Genomic DNA, 19,918 nt, shown 5'->3' with positions numbered 1-19,918 from the left:
TTGCTGCAAAAAAAAGCGGCGGAGGATATCCCCCGCCGCTTAAGGCATGACTCTACTCAGGAGCGATTACTTGCCTTTAATCTCGTACAGCGGGGTTTGACCCGCAACAACCTGACCTTTCGCCTGGATGACCAGACCGCTGAAGTCGTCGATGTTGCTGCAAACCACCGGGCTAATCATGGAACGCGCGTTGGCATTCAGGAAGTCCAGATCCATTTCCAGAATCGGCTGCCCGGCCACCACTTCAGCGCCCTCTTCCACCAGGCGAGTAAAGCCCTGACCATTCAGCGCAACAGTATCGATACCCATATGGACAACGATCTCCGCGCCCTTGTCGGTTTCGAGGCAGAACGCGTGGTTGGTGTTGAAGATTTTCACGATAGTACCGGCAGCAGGAGACACCACGGTTTTATCCGTTGGTTTCACCGCCACACCGTCACCAACCGCTTTGCTGGCGAACGCTTCGTCAGGTACCTGCTCAAGGTCAACCACCTCACCCGTTACCGGAGAGACCAGCGCGGCCACCGTCACGGCGTTAGGCACGGCCTGCGGCTTCGCTACCGGGGCAGCCGTCGACGCAGGTGCGCTGTCGGTTGATGCCGCCGCGACCGGTCCACGGGCAACCACTTTCTTCATTTCGTCACCGATGGATTCCGCTTTGGCGCCCACGATAACCTGGATAGTTTGTTTGTTCAGTTTAACCACGCCCGATGCACCAAGGCGTTTACACATTGCGTCGCTGACGCGCGCAGAGTCACCCACCGTCAGACGCAGACGGGTGATGCAGGCGTCAATGGCTTTCAGGTTGTCAGTCCCCCCGACGGCAGCAATATAGCTGGTCGCCAGCTGAGTCAGACCCTCTTCGGTATTGCTGTTGGCTTCGTTGGTGACTACTTCGTCTTTGGTGTCCTCGCGGCCCGGCGTTTTGAGGTTAAACATACGAATAACCGCAGTGAACAGCACGAAGTAGATGACGAAGAAGACCAGACCCATTACCACCAGCATCCAGACGTTCTTGCTTGCCGCCGGCAGGTTGTACATCAACACGTAGTCGATCGCGCCTGCAGAGAAGGAGAAGCCAGCATGGATACCCAGCAGGGTCGCCACAAACAGGCTGATACCGGTAAGCACCGCATGCATGAGGTACAGCACCGGCGCCAGGAACATGAACAGGAATTCCAGCGGCTCGGTTACGCCGGTCAGGAACGCGGTAATCGCAACGGACAGCAGCATGCCGCCAACCATTGGGCGACGCGCTTTTGGCGCAGCCAGGTACATTGCCAGCGCAGCGCCCGGCAGACCAAACATCATGATTGGGAAGAAGCCAGACATGAACATGCCTGCGGTGCCGTCACCCGCGTAGAAGCGGTTGATGTCGCCGTGGAATACGGTGCCCGCAGCATTGGTGAACTCACCAATCTGGAACCATGCGATAGTGTTCAGCACCTGATGCAGACCGGTTGGGATCAGCAGACGGTTGATAAAACCAAAGATACCTGAGCCCACTGCACCCGCTGAAACAATCCACTCACCGCCCGCATGGATCGCATGCTGTACCGGTGGCCAGACGTAGCCAAAGATAGCGGCCAGAACCAGACAGAAGAAGCCCGTCGCGATCGGCACGAAACGTTTGCCGCCAAAGAAGCTCAGGAAGTCTGGCAGCTTAATGTTTGCCCAGCGGTTGTACACAGCACCACCGACCAGACCGGTAATGATACCTGCCAGCACGCCCATGTTGATTTCCGGGTTAATCGTTACCATCGCTTTCGTCAGGATGAAATAACCGACTGCCCCTGCCAGCGCTGCAGCACCCGCGCTGTCTTTTGACCAGCTTGAGGCAACACCGATGGCGAAAATCAGCGCCAGGTTGTCAAAAATAGCACCGCCAGCCTGAGCAATAAACGGTACGTTGAGAAGATCGGGTTGCCCGAATCGCAGCAGCAATGCTGCAACCGGTAGCACGGCGATAGGGAGCTGCAAAGCCCTACCGAGGCGCTGGAAAAAACCTAAAATATTCATCCTATTCCCCCTACGAGACCCGTTTTTCAGGCTCGCGCATAAACTATGTTTTTATTGTGTCACGAACGATAGATACCGTTGATAATTCACTGGCAGTCTGAGTGTGTGAAAAATTAATTCGTATCGCAAATTAAACACCTATTTTTTGTGATTTTTGTCACCAAATATCGTATTCAGACCTCCCTTACACTGGCTAACAGCGAAAACTTATTTTATCATTCAAAAAATCAAGACGGATTGATCCGGCCTGAAAGTTTCCAGGTTACGCTTTAGTATCAGGTTCCGAAGCCATCCGCCCACTCTTCTACTTAAACTTTGAGGTGAACAATGAGACTGATTCCCCTGGCAACTGCTGAACAAGTCGGTAAATGGGCCGCTCGCCATATCGTAAACCGCATTAACGCGTTCAAGCCGACCGCCGATCGTCCTTTCGTTCTTGGCCTTCCGACCGGCGGCACGCCGCTGACCGCCTACAAGGCGCTGGTTGAGATGCATAAAGCAGGCCAGGTTAGCTTCAAACATGTTGTGACCTTCAATATGGATGAATACGTTGGCTTACCGAAAGACCACCCGGAAAGCTACCATAGCTTTATGCACCGCAATTTCTTTGATCACGTTGATATCCCTGCTGAAAATATTAACCTGCTGAATGGAAACGCGCCGGATATTGACGCAGAATGCCGTCAGTATGAAGAAAAAATCCGTTCCTACGGTAAAATCCACCTGTTCATGGGTGGCGTAGGTAATGATGGTCATATCGCGTTTAACGAACCGGCGTCCTCTCTGGCTTCTCGTACCCGTATTAAAACGCTGACCCATGACACGCGCGTGGCAAACTCCCGCTTCTTTGACGGTGACGTTAACCAGGTTCCAAAATACGCCCTGACCGTAGGCGTAGGCACCCTGCTGGATGCCGAAGAAGTGATGATTCTGGTGCTGGGCGGCGTGAAAGCGCAGGCGCTCCAGGCTGCTGTTGAAGGCAACGTTAACCATATGTGGACCATCAGCTGTCTGCAGCTGCATCCTAAATCAGTCATCGTCTGCGACGAGCCGTCCACGATGGAGCTGAAGGTTAAAACGCTGAAATACTTCAACGAGTTAGAAGCCGAGAACATCAAAGGTCTGTAATTGAATAACCGCCTCTTTCTCAAGAGGCGGCCGCTTTTTTTAACCGGGGGTCGTTATGTACACTTTAACCCACGGTCGGATTTATACCGGCCATGAAATTCTGGATGACCACGCGATTGTTATCGCGAATGGCCTGATTGAACGTGTTTGCCCGCTGGCAGAACTACCGCCGGAGATTGAACAGCGCTCACTCAATGGAGCAGTAATCTCCCCCGGTTTCATCGACGTACAGCTCAACGGCTGCGGCGGTGTGCAATTCAATGATACCGCCGATGCGGTAACGGTAGAAACGCTGGAGATCATGCAGAAAGCCAACGAGAAATCGGGCTGCACCAGCTATCTACCAACGCTCATCACCAGCAGTGATGACCTGATGAAGCAGGGTATCCGCGTGATGCGCGAATATCTGGCCAAACACCCAAATCAGGCGCTCGGTCTGCACCTTGAAGGACCATGGCTGAACATGGTTAAGAAAGGAACGCATAACCCGGATTACGTGCGTAAGCCCGATGCAGAGCTGGTTGACTACATGTGTGCCAACGCCGATGTGATCACCAAAGTGACGCTGGCACCGGAAATGACCGGCACGGACGTCATCAGCAAGCTGTCCGCCGCCGGAATTGTGGTTTCAGCAGGCCACTCAAACGCCACGCTGAAAGAAGCGAAAGCCGGTTTCCGCGCGGGTATTACCTTTGCGACGCACCTGTATAACGCGATGCCGTATATCACGGGGCGTGAACCGGGTCTGGTCGGGGCGATTCTGGATGAGCCAGACGTCTACTGCGGCATTATTGCTGACGGCTTACACGTCGATTACACCAACATTCGCAATGCCAAGCGGCTGAAAGGTGACAAGCTTTGCCTGGTGACGGACGCTACCGCGCCGGCAGGTGCAAATATTGAGCAGTTCATTTTTGCCGGTAAAACAATATACTACCGCAATGGACTGTGTGTGGATGAAAACGGTACGCTGAGCGGTTCCTCTTTGACCATGATTGAAGGGGTACGTAACCTGGTTGAGCACTGCGGGATTGCGCTTGAGGAAGTCCTGCGCATGGCAACCCTTTATCCGGCCCGCGCAATCGGCGTGGATAAACAGCTCGGCGGAATTGCACCAGGTATGGTTGCAAACCTGACGGCATTCACACACGATTATAAAATTATTAAGACCATCGTTAATGGTAACGAGGTCGTCACTGAGTAAGTAAAAGTATGACACCTGGCGGACAAGCTCAAATCGGTAATGTCGATCTCGTTAAACAACTTAACAGTGCGGCGGTGTATCGCCTGATTGACCAACACGGACCCATCTCGCGGATTCAGATAGCCGAACAAAGCCAGCTTGCTCCCGCCAGCGTGACAAAAATTACCCGCCAGCTCATTGAGCGAGGTCTGATCAAAGAAGTCGATCAGCAGGCCTCCACCGGGGGCCGCCGCGCCATCTCCATTATTACCGAAACCCGCAATTTCCAGGCGATTGGCGTCCGGCTCGGCCGTCATGACACCACGCTCACGCTGTACGATCTGAGCAGCAAAGCCATTGCGGAAGAGCATTATCCCCTTCCGGAGCGCACCCAGGAGACGCTGGAGCATGCGCTGCTGAATACTATTGCGCAGTTTATTGAAAGCTGTCAGCGTAAGATCCGCGAACTCATCGCCATCTCGGTAATACTGCCCGGTCTGGTCGACCCGGAAAGCGGCGTGATCCGCTATATGCCGCACATTCAGGTTGAAAACTGGGGGCTGGTCGACGCGCTGGAAAAGCGCTTCAAGGTGACCTGCTTTGTGGGCCATGACATCCGCTCTCTGGCGCTGGCAGAGCACTACTTTGGTGCGAGCCAGGACTGTGAAGACTCTATTCTGGTGCGCGTCCACCGCGGAACGGGCGCAGGCATTATCTCTAACGGCCGAATCTTTATTGGCCGCAACGGTAACGTCGGTGAGATCGGCCACATTCAGGTTGAGCCCCTCGGGGAGCGCTGCCACTGCGGCAACTTTGGCTGCCTTGAAACCATCGCCGCCAACACGGCCATCGAGCAGCGCGTTCGCCATCTGCTTGAACAGGGTTATCAAAGCCGCGTCACGCTGGACGACTGCAAGATAGGCACCATCTGCAAAGCCGCTAATAAAGGCGACGCGCTGGCCTGTGAAGTGATCGAGCAGGTGGGGCGCCATCTGGGGAAAACCATCGCCATCGCCATTAACCTGTTTAACCCACAAAAAGTGGTGATCGCCGGTGAAATTGTGGAAGCGGAAAAGGTGCTGCTCCCCGCGATTGAAGGCTGTATTAACACCCAGGCGCTGAAAGCATTCCGCCAGAATCTTCCGGTGGTTCGTTCAAAGCTTGACCATCGTTCGGCGATTGGCGCGTTCGCGCTGGTCAAACGCGCCATGCTCAACGGAATTCTGCTCCAGCATTTGCTGGAAAGTTGATCGGACCTTATAGTAACGCCTTCTTTTTTTTAATGTCGGACTGTCCATGACCATTAAGAATGTAATTTGTGATATCGACGGCGTGCTGATGCACGACAACGTTGCCGTGCCGGGTGCTGCGGAGTTTCTTCACCGCATCATCGACAAAGGAATGCCTCTGGTTCTTCTCACGAACTACCCTTCTCAGACCGGTCAGGATCTGGCAAACCGCTTTGCCACGGCAGGGGTCGACGTCCCGGACAGCGTGTTTTATACCTCGGCGATGGCCACGGCGGATTTTCTGAAGCGTCAGGAAGGGAAAAAAGCCTACGTGGTGGGTGAAGGTGCGCTGATCCATGAACTATACAAAGCGGGCTTTACCATCACCGACGTCAACCCGGACTTTGTGATTGTGGGTGAAACGCGCTCCTACAACTGGGAGATGATGCATAAGGCATCCTTCTTTGTGGCTAACGGCGCGCGCTTTATTGCGACCAACCCGGATACCCACGGTCGTGGTTTTTATCCGGCCTGCGGTGCGCTGTGTGCCGGTATCGAGAAGATCTCCGGGCGCAAGCCGTTCTACGTCGGCAAGCCCAGCCCGTGGATCATCCGTGCCGCACTCAACAAGATGCAGGCCCACTCAGAAGAGACCGTGATTGTCGGCGACAACCTGCGCACCGATATTCTTGCCGGTTTCCAGGCAGGCCTGGAGACGATTCTGGTCCTGTCAGGCGTCTCTCAGCTTGATGACATTGATTCGATGCCGTTCCGGCCAAGCTGGATTTACCCCTCCGTCGACGAAATCGACATTATCTGATTCCGAACCACGCCTCAGGGCGTGGTTTTTTATTTTCTCGCCTGTAAAACACAACTGCATCTAACGGAAAAGCACTTTCATTGCATAATCATCAATAAAAGCGCTCACGACATACGCATTTTTCACCGATCCGCAACCACCATTGCACTATTTACGTTTTCACCCGTAAAACGCTTGCGCGCCCTGCCCCTTTGCGGCATTTTCATAAGCAAGCAACATTACAAAGCAACAGGGTTAACGGAGAAGGTTATGTGTTCAATTTTTGGCGTACTGGATATTAAAACTGACGCAGGCGAACTGCGTAAAAAGGCACTCGAACTGTCCCGCCTGATGCGCCATCGCGGACCGGACTGGTCAGGCGTTTACGCCAGTGACAAAGCGATTCTGGCTCACGAACGTCTGTCTATTGTTGACGTCAACGCCGGTGCACAGCCGCTGTATAACGAGAAAAAAACGCACGCGCTGGCTGTCAACGGTGAGATCTACAACCATCAGGCGCTGCGCGCCGAGTACGGCGACCGCTACGCGTTCCAGACCGGGTCCGACTGTGAAGTGATCCTGGCGCTGTATCAGGAGAAAGGTCCCGAATTCCTGGACGACTTGCAGGGTATGTTTGCCTTTGCCCTGTACGACAGCGAAAAAGACGCCTATCTGATTGGCCGCGACCACATCGGTATTATCCCGCTGTACATGGGCCACGATGAACATGGCAACTTCTACGTTGCCTCTGAAATGAAAGCCCTGGTGCCGGTCTGCCGCACCATCAAAGAGTTCCCGGCGGGTAGCTACCTGTGGAGTAAAGACGGCGAGATCCGTCCATACTACCAGCGTGACTGGTTCGATTACGACGCGGTAAAAGACAACGTCACGGACAAAGCCGAGCTGCGTCAGGCGCTGGAAGATTCCGTGAAAAGCCATCTGATGTCAGACGTACCTTACGGCGTGCTGCTTTCTGGCGGTCTGGACTCCTCCGTGATCTCCGCGATCACCAAGAAATTCGCGGCCCGTCGCGTGGAAGATCAGGAGCGCTCAGAAGCCTGGTGGCCACAGCTGCACTCCTTTGCCGTGGGCCTGGAAGGCGCGCCGGATCTGAAAGCCGCGCAGGAAGTCGCAAACCACCTCGGCACCGTGCACCATGAAATTCACTTCACCGTGCAGGAAGGACTGGATGCGATCCGCGATGTGATCTATCACATCGAAACCTATGACGTAACGACCATCCGCGCTTCAACGCCGATGTACCTGATGTCGCGCAAGATCAAGGCGATGGGCATCAAGATGGTGCTCTCCGGTGAAGGTTCTGACGAAGTGTTTGGTGGCTACCTGTACTTCCATAAAGCGCCAAACGCCAAAGAGCTGCACGAAGAGACCGTGCGTAAACTCCAGGCGCTGCACATGTTCGACTGCGCGCGTGCCAACAAAGCGATGTCCGCCTGGGGCGTGGAAGCGCGCGTGCCGTTCCTGGATAAGAAATTCCTCGACGTGGCGATGCGCATCAACCCGCAGGACAAGATGTGCGGCAACGGAAAAATGGAAAAACATATCCTGCGTGAATGTTTTGAATCCTACCTGCCAGCGAGCGTGGCATGGCGTCAGAAAGAGCAGTTCTCCGATGGCGTAGGCTACAGCTGGATCGACACCCTGAAAGAGGTCGCGGCGAAACAGGTTTCTGACCAACAGCTGGAAACCGCAAGCTTCCGCTTCCCGTACAACACGCCGGGTTCGAAAGAAGCGTATCTCTACCGTGAAATTTTTGAAGAATTGTTCCCGGTACCGAGCGCTGCGGAGTGTGTGCCGGGTGGCCCGTCCGTCGCCTGCTCGTCTGCCAAAGCGATTGAATGGGATGAATCGTTCAAATCCATGAACGATCCGTCAGGACGTGCGGTAGGCGTTCACCAGTCAGCCTACAAATAATCGTGCATTTCATCATCAGGCCCTGCGGGGCCTGATTTTTTTTGCCCCGCTTTTGCACAGCTAAAACCGATTAATAACCAATAATTGCCGAATATTCGGTCACGCTGTTCGCAACCTAACCAAACAGTCACATTCCGGCTATTTTCGTTGAAAAAGGTGTTGACGCTGCAAGGGTCTATACGCATAATGCGCCCCGCAACGCCGATAAGGTAACGCGAAAAAAGATGGCTACGTAGCTCAGTTGGTTAGAGCACATCACTCATAATGATGGGGTCACAGGTTCGAATCCCGTCGTAGCCACCATCTTTTTTGCGGGAGTGGCGAAATTGGTAGACGCACCAGATTTAGGTTCTGGCGCCGCAAGGTGTGCGAGTTCAAGTCTCGCCTCCCGCACCATTCCCGGGTAAGCGTTGCACGGATGGGGTATCGCCAAGCGGTAAGGCACCGGTTTTTGATACCGGCATTCCCTGGTTCGAATCCAGGTACCCCAGCCATATTTCTTCGATTTTGCGGTTCTCCGCGGTATTGGGGTATCGCCAAGCGGTAAGGCACCGGTTTTTGATACCGGCATTCCCTGGTTCGAATCCAGGTACCCCAGCCATCGAAGATTGCAGTACTGGCTACGTAGCTCAGTTGGTTAGAGCACATCACTCATAATGATGGGGTCACAGGTTCGAATCCCGTCGTAGCCACCAAATTTAGATTATCGATGTTGTTCGGTAATAAAAAAAATTGTTGGGGTATCGCCAAGCGGTAAGGCACCGGATTCTGATTCCGGCATTCCGAGGTTCGAATCCTCGTACCCCAGCCAATTTAAAAAAGTCGTTAAGCAGCTTGTTTAACGCAATTGGGGTGTCGCCAAGCGGTAAGGCTCTGGTTTCTGATACCAGCATTCCGGGGTTCGAATCCCTGCACCCCAGCCACTTAGTAACAAAAAAGCCCGCTCTGCGGGCTTTTTTGTTTTTGTACAAAATTGTGCGGCCTGATTCCCTCACTCTGGCCCTCTCCCGCGGGGAGAGGGAAAAAAGTTTAGAGTCCGAGGGCGTACTTCAGGGCCTGACGCTTCAGGCCACCGGCGCGTTCCGCTGCCATCAGACCTATGTTACGCAGAATACGCACCGGGGCTACGTCATTGCTAAACCCGGCATAGAACAGATCCATTCCCGACTGCATGAGGAAGTTATCCGCCATACGCCGCGTCTGATAACGCTTCAGCACCTGATGGCTGGCCCAGTTTTCCGCGTGTCCGCGGGCGCTGCCCAGCACATCCAGTAAGGCATCGACGTCACGATACCCCAGGTTCACACCCTGCCCGGCCAGCGGATGAATGGTGTGTGCCGCATCCCCCACCAGCGCTAAGCCTTCGCGGGCATACTGCAACGCATGACGGCGCGTGAGCGGGAACGCCCCGGCGGCGACCGGCGTGACGTGTCCCAGACGGCTCGGGAAGTGCAGCAGAATTTCGCGCTGCAGCTGTTCCATGTTCATTCCCTGCAGCTGGCGAATGCGCGCCGGTTTGTCGTACCACACCAGCGACGCCCAGTTATCGAAGAGCGGTAAAAAGGCGTGCGGGCCGTTCGGCGTAAAGTGCTGCCAGGTGCTTTCACCCGGCGCATTCTCGCACCTGGCGGTAATCAGCATACAGGACTGTTCATACTGCCAGGCATGAACCCCGATCCCCGCCATCTGTCTGACCTGCGAGTTAGCGCCATCCGCCCCGATGACCAGCTTCACGGACAGCTCATCGCCGCTGTCGAGCGTCAGTAGATAGCCGCTCTCGTGAGGATACAGCGCCTTAAGCGACGCAGGAACGCGCAGCGTCACCTTCGGGTGCGCCTCCAGCGCCTGCCAGAGCGCCAGCTGGAGCACGTTGTTTTCCACCATATAGCCCAGGCGCGGCAGCTTCAGCTCCGCGGCATCAAACGAGACGTGGGCATTTTCCCATTCCCAGGTTTCAAGACGGCTGTAAGGATGGGCGCGCATCGCCAGCACCGTCTCCCAGACGCCCAGCCCGCGCAGCAGATCGACGGACGACGCGCTGATAGCGGAAATGCGCACATCCGGTTTACTGGCGGGATCGTAGGCTGGCGGAGCCGCCTGTTCGATTACCGTTACCTCAAATCCCTGCTGCGCCAGCCCCAGCGCCAGCGCGCCGCCGACCATACCGCCGCCGACAACGGCAACTTCGGTGTGTTGGAGTGTCATGGTCAATTTTCCTTATTGGAGAATCCCTTAAGTTTACCGGATTTTTGCGGTCCTGAGACACACAACCTTCATACTGGTCACAACCCCACCAAAGCATTACAATACGCGGCTTGCAATCCTGAGCTGAGCAAGTCGATGACTAAAAAACTCCATATAAAAACCTGGGGCTGTCAGATGAACGAATACGATTCATCCAAGATGGCCGATCTGCTGGATACCACCCACGGATACCAGCTGACTGAAAATGCGAAAGAAGCCGATGTGCTGCTGCTGAACACCTGTTCAATTCGTGAAAAAGCGCAGGAAAAAGTCTTTCACGTGTTAGGCCGCTGGAAACTTCTTAAACGAAAAAATCCGGACCTGATCATCGGCGTGGGCGGCTGCGTCGCGTCGCAGGAAGGCAAGCTGATCCGCCAGAGAGCCCCGTATGTGGACATCGTCTTTGGCCCTCAGACCCTGCACCGTCTGCCTGAGATGATCAATCAGGTTCGCGGTAACCGTAGCCCGGTCGTTGACGTCAGCTTCCCGGAAATCGAAAAATTTGACCGTCTGCCTGAGCCACGTGCCGATGGCCCGACCGCCTTCGTCTCCATCATGGAAGGCTGCAACAAATACTGCACGTACTGCGTGGTGCCGTACACCCGTGGTGAAGAGGTCAGCCGCCCGGCAGATGACATTCTGTTTGAAATCGCGCAGCTTGCAGCGCAGGGTGTGCGCGAAGTGAACCTGCTGGGCCAGAACGTTAACGCCTGGCGCGGTGAGAACTACGACGGCACGACCGGCAGCTTTGCCGAGCTGCTGCGTCTGGTGGCCGCGATTGACGGCATCGACCGCATTCGCTTTACCACCAGCCATCCGATGGAATTTACCGACGACATTATTGACGTCTATCGCGATACGCCAGAGCTGGTGAGCTTCCTGCACCTGCCGATCCAGTGCGGCTCGGACCGCGTGCTGAACCTGATGGGCCGCCCGCATACGGTGCTGGAGTATAAATCCACCATCCGCAAGCTGCGTGAAGCGCGTCCGGATATCCAGATTAGCTCTGACTTTATCGTCGGCTTCCCTGGCGAAACCGCTGATGACTTCGAGCGCACCATGAAGCTCATCGGCGAAGTGAACTTTGACGTCAGCTACAGCTTCATCTTCTCCGCGCGTCCTGGAACACCGGCGGCCGATATGGTTGACGATGTGCCGGAAGAAGAGAAAAAGCAGCGTCTGTATATTCTGCAGGAGCGTATCAACCAGCAGGCCAACGCCTGGAGCCGCCGCATGCTCGGCACCGTTCAGCGCATTCTGGTGGAAGGCACTTCCCGCAAGAGCATTATGGAACTCTCTGGTCGTACGGAAAATAACCGCGTGGTGAACTTTGAAGGCACTCCGGATATGATCGGTAAGTTTGTGGACGTCGAAATTATCGAAGTGCTGACCAACTCGCTGCGCGCGAAGGTCGTCCGCACCGAAGACGAAATGGGCCTGCGTATCGCAGAGTCACCGCAATCCGTGATCTCGCGTACCCGCAAAGAAAACGATTCTGGCGTTGGGATTTACCAGCCCTAATCCTTCAGGCCTGCCTCTTTTGGCAGGCCTTGTATTTCCTCTCATCGCCCCCAATATCTTCCGCAACGCTTGCGCCTTTATTCTGTGGCGTGAATAATTTCGGTAATGACCGTTTTATTACGCCTGTCGCAACGGATCAGTTAACCAATCAAAGAGGAACAGTTTGAACATAGATACGCGTGAAATTAGCCTTGAGCCAGCAGACAACGCTCGCCTGCTGAGCCTGTGCGGGCCGTTTGATGACAACATCAAACAACTGGAGCGACGTCTGGGTATCGAAATCAATCGTCGCGATAATCATTTCAAACTCACCGGACGCCCTATCTGCGTCAACGCCGCTGCGGACATTCTGCGTAGCCTGTATGTCGACACCTCCCCCATGCGCGGCGAAATTCAGGATATCGAACCGGAGCAGATTCACCTCGCCATTAAAGAGGCGCGCGTGCTTGAGCAGAGCGCGGAGAGCGTGCCGGACTATGGCAAGGCGATCAACATTAAGACCAAGCGTGGCGTCATCAAGCCGCGTACGCCAAACCAGGCGCAGTACATCGCCAATATTCTCGACCACGACATCACCTTCGGCGTGGGGCCGGCGGGTACGGGTAAAACCTATCTTGCCGTTGCCGCAGCGGTCGATGCGCTGGAGCGTCAGGAGATCCGACGTATCCTGCTGACCCGCCCTGCCGTTGAGGCCGGTGAAAAACTGGGCTTCCTGCCAGGCGATCTGAGCCAGAAGGTCGATCCGTATCTGCGTCCTTTATACGATGCGCTGTTCGAAATGCTGGGCTTTGAGAAGGTCGAGAAGCTCATTGAGCGTAACGTGATCGAAGTGGCCCCGCTCGCCTACATGCGCGGCCGCACGCTGAACGATGCGTTCATCATTCTCGATGAGAGCCAGAACACCACCATCGAACAGATGAAAATGTTCCTGACGCGTATTGGCTTTAACTCGAAAGCGGTGATTACCGGCGACGTCACCCAGATTGACCTGCCGCGCAGCACCAAATCGGGCCTGCGCCACGCCATCGAGGTGCTGGCCGAGGTCGATGAAATCAGCTTTAACTTCTTCCACAGTGAAGACGTGGTACGCCACCCGGTGGTCGCGCGTATCGTTAACGCCTATGAAGCCTGGGAAGAGGCGGATCAGAAGCGTAAGGCCGAACTGGCCGCAGAACGTAAGCGCGAAGCGCAGGAGCAAGAACAGAAATGAGTCAGGTGATCCTCGATTTACAGCTGGCCTGTGAAGACAATTCCGGCATGCCAGATGAGGCACAGTTTCAGAAATGGCTGGATGCCGTTATCCCGCAGTTTCAGGAAGAATCAGAAGTCACGATTCGCCTGGTGGATGAAGCAGAAAGCCATGAGCTTAACCTGACCTATCGCGGGAAAGATAAGCCGACCAACGTGCTCTCTTTCCCGTTCGAAGCCCCACCGGGCATCGAGATGCCGCTGTTGGGCGATCTGATCATCTGCCGTCAGGTGGTTGAACAGGAAGCCAAAGAGCAGCAGAAACCCCTTGAAGCCCACTGGGCGCACATGGTGGTACACGGCAGCCTGCATCTGCTCGGCTACGATCATATCGAAGACGACGAAGCGGAAGAGATGGAGTCCCTCGAGACAGAGATAATGCTTGCTCTGGGCTATGAGGATCCGTACATTGCCGAGAAAGAATAGTCCGTCACCTGACTGACTCACCTGCCGCCACGAAAGGACATCGCGTGGCGGTAAACGTTGAACTAACAAGAGAACCCTTAACAAACGCCATGAGCGACGACAATTCACACAGTAGCGACACGACAACCAGTAAAAAGGGATTCTTCTCCCTCATTCTGAACCAGCTTTTCCACGGCGAACCCAAAAACCGTGATGAACTGCTGGAGCTGATTCGTGATTCCGGGCAGAACGACCTTATCGACGAAGATACGCGCGAAATGCTCGAAGGGGTTATGGACATCGCCGACCAGCGCGTTCGCGATATCATGATCCCCCGCTCGCAGATGATCACCCTGAAACGTAACCAGACCCTGGACGAGTGCCTCGATGTGATCATCGAATCCGCTCACTCACGTTTCCCGGTTATCAGCGAAGACAAAGATCACATCGAAGGGATTTTGATGGCGAAAGATCTGCTGCCGTTTATGCGCAGCGATGCCGAAGCCTTCAGCATGGAAAAAGTGTTACGCCAGGCCGTGGTTGTGCCGGAAAGTAAACGTGTGGATCGGATGCTGAAAGAGTTTCGCTCTCAGCGTTACCACATGGCGATTGTTATTGATGAATTTGGTGGCGTCTCCGGTCTGGTCACGATCGAGGATATCCTTGAGCTGATCGTGGGCGAAATCGAAGATGAGTACGACGAAGAAGAGGATATCGACTTCCGTCAGCTCAGCCGCCACACCTGGACCGTGCGCGCGCTGGCCTCCATTGAGGACTTCAACGACGCCTTCGGGACCCACTTCAGCGACGAAGAGGTCGATACCATTGGCGGGCTGGTGATGCAGGCCTTTGGCCATCTCCCGGCGCGCGGTGAGACCGTTGACATCGACGGTTACCAGTTCAAAGTAGCCATGGCCGACAGCCGACGTATTATACAGGTTCATGTCAGAACGCCGGACGACTCACCGGTGCCAAAACTGGAAGATTAATGTAAATGGCATTTGCCCCATTGCTTGAACGCCAGCGCGTCCGTTTGCTGCTGGCGCTGTTACTCGGAGCCAGCGGTACGCTGGCTTTTTCTCCTTACGACATCTGGCCTGCGGCCATTCTCTCCCTGATGGGGCTTCAGGGTCTGACCCTGAATCGTCGTCCGGTACAGGCTGCTGCTATCGGCTACTTCTGGGGACTGGGGCTGTTTGGCTCAGGTATTAACTGGGTCTACGTCAGCATCGCCCAGTTTGGCGGTATGCCGGGCCCGGTAAACGTCTTCCTGGTGGTACTGCTCGCCGCCTATCTCTCGCTCTATACTGGCCTGTTCGCCGGCATCCTTTCTCGCCTGTGGCCCAAAACCAGCTGGCTGCGCGTCGCGATTGCCGCACCGGTGGTCTGGCAAATCACGGAATTCCTGCGCGGCTGGGTGCTGACCGGCTTCCCGTGGCTGCAGTTCGGCTACAGCCAGATTGACGGCCCGCTCAAAGGCCTGGCGCCGGTCATGGGCGTTGAGGCCATTAACTTCCTGCTCATGGTGGTCAGCGGCCTGTTGGTCCTGGCGCTGGTCACGCGCGGCTGGAAGCCGCTGGTTGTGGCGCTGGTGCTGTTCGCTCTTCCCTTCCCGCTGCGCTATATCCAGTGGTTCACGCCTGAGCCCGCGCGCGCTATGCAGGTTTCTATGGTTCAGGGGAACATCCCGCAGTCCATGAAGTGGGACGAGAAAGAGCTGCTGAATACGCTGAAGATCTACGCTAACGCCACCGAAGAGGTGATGGGTAAATCGCAGCTGATTATCTGGCCGGAGTCTGCTATTCCCGATCTGGAGATCAACCAGCAGCCGTTCCTCAACATGATGAACGACCTGCTGCTCTCGCGTGGCAGCACGCTGATCACCGGGATTGTCGATGCGCGTCTGAATCAGCAGAACCGCTACGACACTTACAACACCATCATTACGCTCGGCAAAGACAGCGAATACAGCTACCACTCCACTGACCGGTACAACAAGAACCACCTGGTGCCGTTTGGTGAATTTGTGCCGCTGGAGTCGATTCTGCGCCCGCTGGCTCCCTTCTTCGATCTGCCGATGTCCTCCTTCAGCCGCGGCCCGTACGTTCAGCCTCAGCTGCACGCGCACGGCGTTGCCCTGACGGCGGCCATCTGCTACGAAATCATCCTCGGCGAGCAGGTGCGCGATAATTTCCGCCCGGATACGGACTATCTGCTGACCATCTCTAACGATGCCTGGTTTGGTAAGTCAATCGGCCCGTGGCAGCACTTCCAGATGGCACGCATGCGCTCCCTGGAGCTGGCGCGTCCGTTATTGCGCAGCACCAACAACGGTATCACCGCCGTGATTGGTCCGCAGGGTGAAATCCAGGCCATGATCCCACAGTTCACCCGTGAGGTACTGACCACTCACGTCACCCCGACCACGGGGCTGACGCCATACGCCCGTACCGGCAACTGGCCGCTGTGGATCCTGACCGCGCTGTTCGGCTTTGGCGCGGTGCTGATGAGCCTGCGCCAGCGTCGTAAATAACCTTCCCTTCTGTTGCCGGGTGGCTGCTACGCCTTACCCGGCCTACCTTCAACATTTCCGTTCCCGTAGGTCGGGTAAGGCGCAGCCGCCACCTGACAATTCCTTCCAGACTCCAATTCTGGCACGCCTATTGCTTTGTTTATTCAGGTAAACGCAGTTTGGCTTAACGTGCAACTTTGTCGCACCAGCGTAGATCATCGGTAGCACCGAAACGGTGCAACGGGAGATATTTGCCTCTGAATGGTGCGGCGCGCTTCGCAAAAATAAACAATAACGCAGCAAAATCTTTACATTAAGCCAGACTAAATGTTAACAAGTTTGCATAACACTGCACTCGCATTGCGCGAGATATAACAACATCACAATGGGTATCAATGCGTCTCTGGCGCTGATAAGAAAGGAGTTGGGTATGCAATTACGTAAACTGGCCACAGCAATGCTGGTTATGGGAATGTCTGCAGGCGTGGTTCACGCTGAAGATGCGCCAGCAGCAGGCAGCACTCTCGACAAGATTGCCAAAAACGGCGTCATCGTGGTCGGCCACCGTGAATCTTCTGTCCCGTTCTCTTACTACGACAACACGCAAAAAGTCGTGGGCTATTCACAGGATTACTCCAACGCTATCGTTGAAGCCGTGAAGAAAAAGCTGAACAAACCTGACCTGCAAGTGAAGCTGATCCCAATCACTTCACAGAACCGTATTCCACTCCTGCAAAACGGCACCTTTGATTTCGAGTGTGGCTCCACCACCAACAACCTCGAGCGTCAGAAGCAGGCTGCCTTCTCTGACACCATCTTTGTTGTAGGCACCCGCCTGCTGACGAAGAAAGGCGGTGAGATTAAAGACTTCGCTGACCTGAAAGGCAAAGCAGTCGTTGTCACCTCCGGTACCACGTCTGAAGTGCTGCTGCACAAGCTGAACGACGAGAAGAAAATGGATATGCGCATCATCAGCGCGAAAGACCATGGCGACTCCTTCCGTACCCTGGAAAGCGGTCGTGCCGTCGCGTTTATGATGGATGATGCCCTGCTGGCGGGCGAGCGTGCGAAAGCGAAGAAACCAGACAACTGGGATATCGTCGGCACCGCGCAGTCGAAAGAAGCCTACGGCTGTATGCTGCGTAAAGACGATCCGCAGTTCAAAAAGCTGATCGATGACACCATCGCTCAGGTGCAGACCTCCGGCGAAGCGGAAAAATGGTTCGACAAATGGTTCAAGAACCCAATTCCACCTAAAAACCTGAACATGAATTTTGAACTGTCTGACGACATGAAAGCGCTGTTCAAATCTCCAAATGACAAGGCTCTTAACTAATTAGAACAACAGGGGCGGGATCTCCTGCCCTCTCGATTGTCGGGAAGCATGGACAGACTATACGTTGAGTGGTCGTTCCCCACTCAGCGCGAAAAATGAGCTTCTCACCAATCTTCGAGGGTAGCGCTGCTACCCTTTTTTTTCTGGAGTTTATTATGTCAATCGACTGGAACTGGGGCATATTTCTGCAACAAGCCCCGTTCGGCAACACCACCTATCTTGGCTGGCTGTGGAGCGGCTTTCAGGTCACCGTGGCATTATCGATAACGGCGTGGATCATCGCGTTTCTTGTCGGTTCTCTGTTCGGTATTCTGCGCACCGTCCCTAACCGTTTTCTTTCAACGCTTGGCACCCTCTATGTGGAACTGTTCCGTAACGTTCCGCTGATCGTGCAATTCTTTACCTGGTATCTGGTTATCCCGGAACTGCTGCCGGAAAATATTGGCATGTGGTTCAAGTCGGAACTGGATCCGAATGTGCAGTTCTTTGTCTCCTCCATGATGTGTCTGGGGCTGTTTACCGCTGCGCGCGTTTGCGAGCAGGTGCGTGCCGCCATTCAGTCATTACCCCGTGGACAAAAAAATGCGGGTCTGGCGATGGGATTAACCCTGCCACAAACCTACCGCTACGTGCTGCTGCCTAACGCCTACCGCGTCATCGTTCCGCCGATGACCTCCGAGATGATGAACCTGGTGAAAAACTCGGCCATCGCCTCAACCATCGGCCTGGTCGATATGGCTGCACAGGCGGGCAAGCTGCTGGATTACTCCGCTCACGCGTGGGAATCCTTTACCGCGATCACGCTCGCCTATGTTCTGATTAACGCTTTCATCATGCTGGTGATGAACCTGGTTGAACGCAAAATTCGCCTGCCGGGCAACATGGGGGGCAAATAATGTACGAATTTGACTGGAGTTCTATCGTTCCATCCATGCCTTATCTGCTTGATGGACTGATGATTACCTTAAAAATCACCGTCATTGCCATTATTGTCGGTATCGTCTGGGGCACCCTGCTGGCCGTCATGCGCCTGTCGAGCTTTAAGCCGCTCGCCTGGTTCGCGACCGCCTACGTTAATGTGTTCCGCTCCATCCCGCTGGTAATGGTGCTGCTGTGGTTTTACCTGATCGTGCCCGGCTTCCTGCAAAACGTACTGGGGCTGTCGCCGAAAACCGATATCCGTCTGATCTCGGCGATGGTGGCGTTCTCGATGTTTGAGGCCGCTTACTACTCGGAGATTATCCGTGCGGGCATTCAGAGTATCTCCCGCGGGCAATCCAGCGCCGCGCTGGCGCTGGGGATGACACACTGGCAGTCCATGCAGCTCATTATTCTGCCGCAGGCGTTTCGCGCCATGGTTCCGCTCCTGCTGACCCAGGGTATCGTGCTGTTCCAGGATACCTCTCTGGTCTACGTGCTAAGCCTGGCAGACTTCTTCCGTACCGCGTCAACCATCGGTGAGCGTGATGGTACGCAGGTTGAGATGGTGCTCTTTGCGGGTGCGGTCTATTTTGTGATTAGTTTAAGCGCGTCGCTGTTGGTCAGCTGGCTGAAAAAAAGGACGGTACAATGATTTCCCTGAAAAATGTTTCTAAATGGTATGGGCACTTTCAGGTGCTGACCGACTGCTCCACCGAAGTGAAAAAAGGCGACGTGGTAGTGGTGTGCGGACCGTCCGGTTCCGGTAAATCGACGCTGATCAAAACCGTCAATGGTCTGGAGCCGGTCCAGCAGGGCGAGATCGTCGTCAACGGTACCAAAGTCAACGACAAGAAAACCAATCTTGCCCAGCTTCGCTCTCACGTTGGCATGGTGTTCCAGCATTTTGAGCTGTTCCCTCACCTCTCCATTATTGAGAACCTGACCCTGGCCCAGGTGAAAGTGCTCAAGCGTGATAAAAAAGCGTCGCGCGAGAAAGGCCTGAAGCTCCTGGAACGCGTTGGCCTCTCTGCGCATGCCGATAAGTTCCCGGCGCAGCTTTCCGGCGGCCAACAGCAGCGTGTGGCGATCGCCCGCGCGCTGTGCATGGATCCGGTTGCCATGCTGTTTGATGAGCCAACGTCGGCGCTCGATCCGGAGATGATCAACGAAGTGCTGGACGTGATGGTCGAACTGGCGCACGAAGGGATGACCATGATGGTGGTGACCCACGAAATGGGCTTCGCCCGTAAGGTGGCCAACCGCGTGATCTTTATGGACGAAGGGAAAATTGTCGAAGATTCCCCGAAAGAGGAGTTCTTCGCCAACCCGAAATCCGAACGTGCGAAAGATTTCCTCGCCAAAATCCTGCACTGATCTTCACGGTGCGCAATCTGCGGATTGCGCACTGCTTCACGCTTTAGCTCTCTTTATCTATTCG

At 55.0% G+C, this 19,918-nt stretch carries 16 protein-coding genes and 7 tRNA genes; 21 read left to right on the top strand and 2 right to left on the bottom strand.

The window, feature by feature from the left end; genetic code table 11:
- Nucleotides 1–66: 66 nt before the first annotated feature.
- A complete protein-coding gene (gene nagE / locus ACMGGU_RS04325) occupies nucleotides 67–2,019 on the bottom strand; it encodes a PTS N-acetyl glucosamine transporter subunit IIABC (RefSeq protein ID WP_126534599.1) in 1,953 nt (650 codons plus the stop codon).
- A 327-nt stretch (nucleotides 2,020–2,346) separates the two neighbouring features.
- On the opposite strand from nagE, the gene nagB reads away from it, so the two are divergent.
- From nagB to ACMGGU_RS04265, 12 genes are all read left to right on the top strand, one after another.
- Nucleotides 2,347–3,147: a glucosamine-6-phosphate deaminase gene (gene nagB / locus ACMGGU_RS04320; RefSeq protein WP_008501061.1), complete on the top strand. Its 801-nt coding sequence runs from the start codon at nucleotides 2,347–2,349 to the stop codon at nucleotides 3,145–3,147.
- A 55-nt stretch (nucleotides 3,148–3,202) separates the two neighbouring features.
- On the top strand, nucleotides 3,203–4,351 hold the full coding sequence (gene nagA, locus ACMGGU_RS04315) for an N-acetylglucosamine-6-phosphate deacetylase (protein WP_420300273.1): 1,149 nt from the start codon (nucleotides 3,203–3,205) through the stop codon (nucleotides 4,349–4,351).
- An 8-nt stretch (nucleotides 4,352–4,359) separates the two neighbouring features.
- Nucleotides 4,360–5,580, top strand: coding sequence for a DNA-binding transcriptional regulator NagC (nagC, locus tag ACMGGU_RS04310; protein ID WP_021242995.1), 1,221 nt, complete (start codon nucleotides 4,360–4,362; stop codon nucleotides 5,578–5,580).
- 46 nt (nucleotides 5,581–5,626) lie between these two features.
- Nucleotides 5,627–6,379 (top strand): ribonucleotide monophosphatase NagD, encoded by a 753-nt coding sequence (nagD, locus tag ACMGGU_RS04305; protein ID WP_008501057.1) that lies wholly within the window; start codon nucleotides 5,627–5,629, stop codon nucleotides 6,377–6,379.
- Between the two features lie 249 nt (nucleotides 6,380–6,628).
- Complete coding sequence (gene asnB, locus ACMGGU_RS04300) at nucleotides 6,629–8,293, top strand: asparagine synthase B (RefSeq protein WP_021242994.1); 1,665 nt, start codon at nucleotides 6,629–6,631, stop codon at nucleotides 8,291–8,293.
- 226 nt (nucleotides 8,294–8,519) lie between these two features.
- Nucleotides 8,520–8,596: transfer RNA gene (locus tag ACMGGU_RS04295), tRNA-Met, on the top strand.
- Nucleotides 8,597–8,604: 8 nt separating this feature from the next.
- Nucleotides 8,605–8,689: transfer RNA gene (locus ACMGGU_RS04290), tRNA-Leu, on the top strand.
- 23 nt (nucleotides 8,690–8,712) lie between these two features.
- A tRNA-Gln gene (locus tag ACMGGU_RS04285) sits at nucleotides 8,713–8,787 on the top strand.
- Nucleotides 8,788–8,819: 32 nt separating this feature from the next.
- A tRNA-Gln gene (locus ACMGGU_RS04280) sits at nucleotides 8,820–8,894 on the top strand.
- A 17-nt stretch (nucleotides 8,895–8,911) separates the two neighbouring features.
- Nucleotides 8,912–8,988, top strand: a tRNA-Met gene (locus ACMGGU_RS04275).
- 41 nt (nucleotides 8,989–9,029) lie between these two features.
- Nucleotides 9,030–9,104, top strand: a tRNA-Gln gene (locus tag ACMGGU_RS04270).
- A gap of 37 nt (nucleotides 9,105–9,141) precedes the next feature.
- Nucleotides 9,142–9,216: transfer RNA gene (locus tag ACMGGU_RS04265), tRNA-Gln, on the top strand.
- A gap of 106 nt (nucleotides 9,217–9,322) precedes the next feature.
- Here ACMGGU_RS04265 and ubiF read toward each other — a convergent pair.
- Nucleotides 9,323–10,498 (bottom strand): 3-demethoxyubiquinol 3-hydroxylase, encoded by a 1,176-nt coding sequence (gene ubiF / locus ACMGGU_RS04260; RefSeq protein WP_420300272.1) that lies wholly within the window; start codon nucleotides 10,496–10,498, stop codon nucleotides 9,323–9,325.
- Between the two features lie 135 nt (nucleotides 10,499–10,633).
- Between ubiF and miaB the strand changes: the two genes are divergently transcribed.
- The 9 genes from miaB to ACMGGU_RS04215 all read left to right on the top strand — a co-directional run bounded on the left by miaB (nucleotide 10,634) and on the right by ACMGGU_RS04215 (nucleotide 19,854).
- Nucleotides 10,634–12,058 (top strand): tRNA (N6-isopentenyl adenosine(37)-C2)-methylthiotransferase MiaB, encoded by a 1,425-nt coding sequence (gene miaB / locus ACMGGU_RS04255; protein WP_252077423.1) that lies wholly within the window; start codon nucleotides 10,634–10,636, stop codon nucleotides 12,056–12,058.
- A 163-nt stretch (nucleotides 12,059–12,221) separates the two neighbouring features.
- Entirely contained in the window at nucleotides 12,222–13,268 is a 1,047-nt protein-coding gene (locus ACMGGU_RS04250; RefSeq protein WP_008501053.1) for a PhoH family protein, read from the top strand.
- Nucleotides 13,265–13,732, top strand: a complete 468-nt coding sequence (ybeY, locus tag ACMGGU_RS04245; RefSeq protein WP_008501052.1) for an rRNA maturation RNase YbeY — start codon at nucleotides 13,265–13,267, stop codon at nucleotides 13,730–13,732. The genes ACMGGU_RS04250 and ybeY overlap by 4 nt, the downstream gene beginning before the upstream one ends.
- An 89-nt stretch (nucleotides 13,733–13,821) precedes the next feature.
- The gene (gene corC, locus ACMGGU_RS04240; RefSeq protein ID WP_021242574.1) at nucleotides 13,822–14,700 is read left to right on the top strand and encodes a CNNM family magnesium/cobalt transport protein CorC; all 879 of its coding nucleotides are present in this window, start codon (nucleotides 13,822–13,824) and stop codon (nucleotides 14,698–14,700) included.
- Nucleotides 14,701–14,705: 5 nt separating this feature from the next.
- Nucleotides 14,706–16,244 (top strand): apolipoprotein N-acyltransferase, encoded by a 1,539-nt coding sequence (lnt, locus tag ACMGGU_RS04235; RefSeq protein ID WP_420289637.1) that lies wholly within the window; start codon nucleotides 14,706–14,708, stop codon nucleotides 16,242–16,244.
- Nucleotides 16,245–16,653: 409 nt separating this feature from the next.
- Complete coding sequence (locus ACMGGU_RS04230) at nucleotides 16,654–17,559, top strand: amino acid ABC transporter substrate-binding protein (RefSeq protein ID WP_008501049.1); 906 nt, start codon at nucleotides 16,654–16,656, stop codon at nucleotides 17,557–17,559.
- A gap of 155 nt (nucleotides 17,560–17,714) precedes the next feature.
- Complete coding sequence (gene gltJ, locus ACMGGU_RS04225) at nucleotides 17,715–18,455, top strand: glutamate/aspartate ABC transporter permease GltJ (RefSeq protein WP_008501048.1); 741 nt, start codon at nucleotides 17,715–17,717, stop codon at nucleotides 18,453–18,455.
- Nucleotides 18,455–19,132, top strand: a complete 678-nt coding sequence (gene gltK, locus ACMGGU_RS04220) for a glutamate/aspartate ABC transporter permease GltK (RefSeq protein ID WP_008501047.1) — start codon at nucleotides 18,455–18,457, stop codon at nucleotides 19,130–19,132. The genes gltJ and gltK overlap by 1 nt, the downstream gene beginning before the upstream one ends.
- The gene (locus ACMGGU_RS04215; RefSeq protein WP_014883001.1) at nucleotides 19,129–19,854 is read left to right on the top strand and encodes an amino acid ABC transporter ATP-binding protein; all 726 of its coding nucleotides are present in this window, start codon (nucleotides 19,129–19,131) and stop codon (nucleotides 19,852–19,854) included. The genes gltK and ACMGGU_RS04215 overlap by 4 nt, the downstream gene beginning before the upstream one ends.
- Nucleotides 19,855–19,918 lie beyond the last annotated feature (64 nt).

This window comes from Enterobacter sp. BNK-8 (assembly GCF_048685095.1).
GTDB classification, from domain to species: Bacteria; Pseudomonadota; Gammaproteobacteria; order Enterobacterales; family Enterobacteriaceae; genus Enterobacter; species Enterobacter quasiroggenkampii.
The sequence above is the reverse complement of the archived record's forward strand: the minus strand, read 5'-3'. Positions and strand labels throughout refer to the sequence as shown.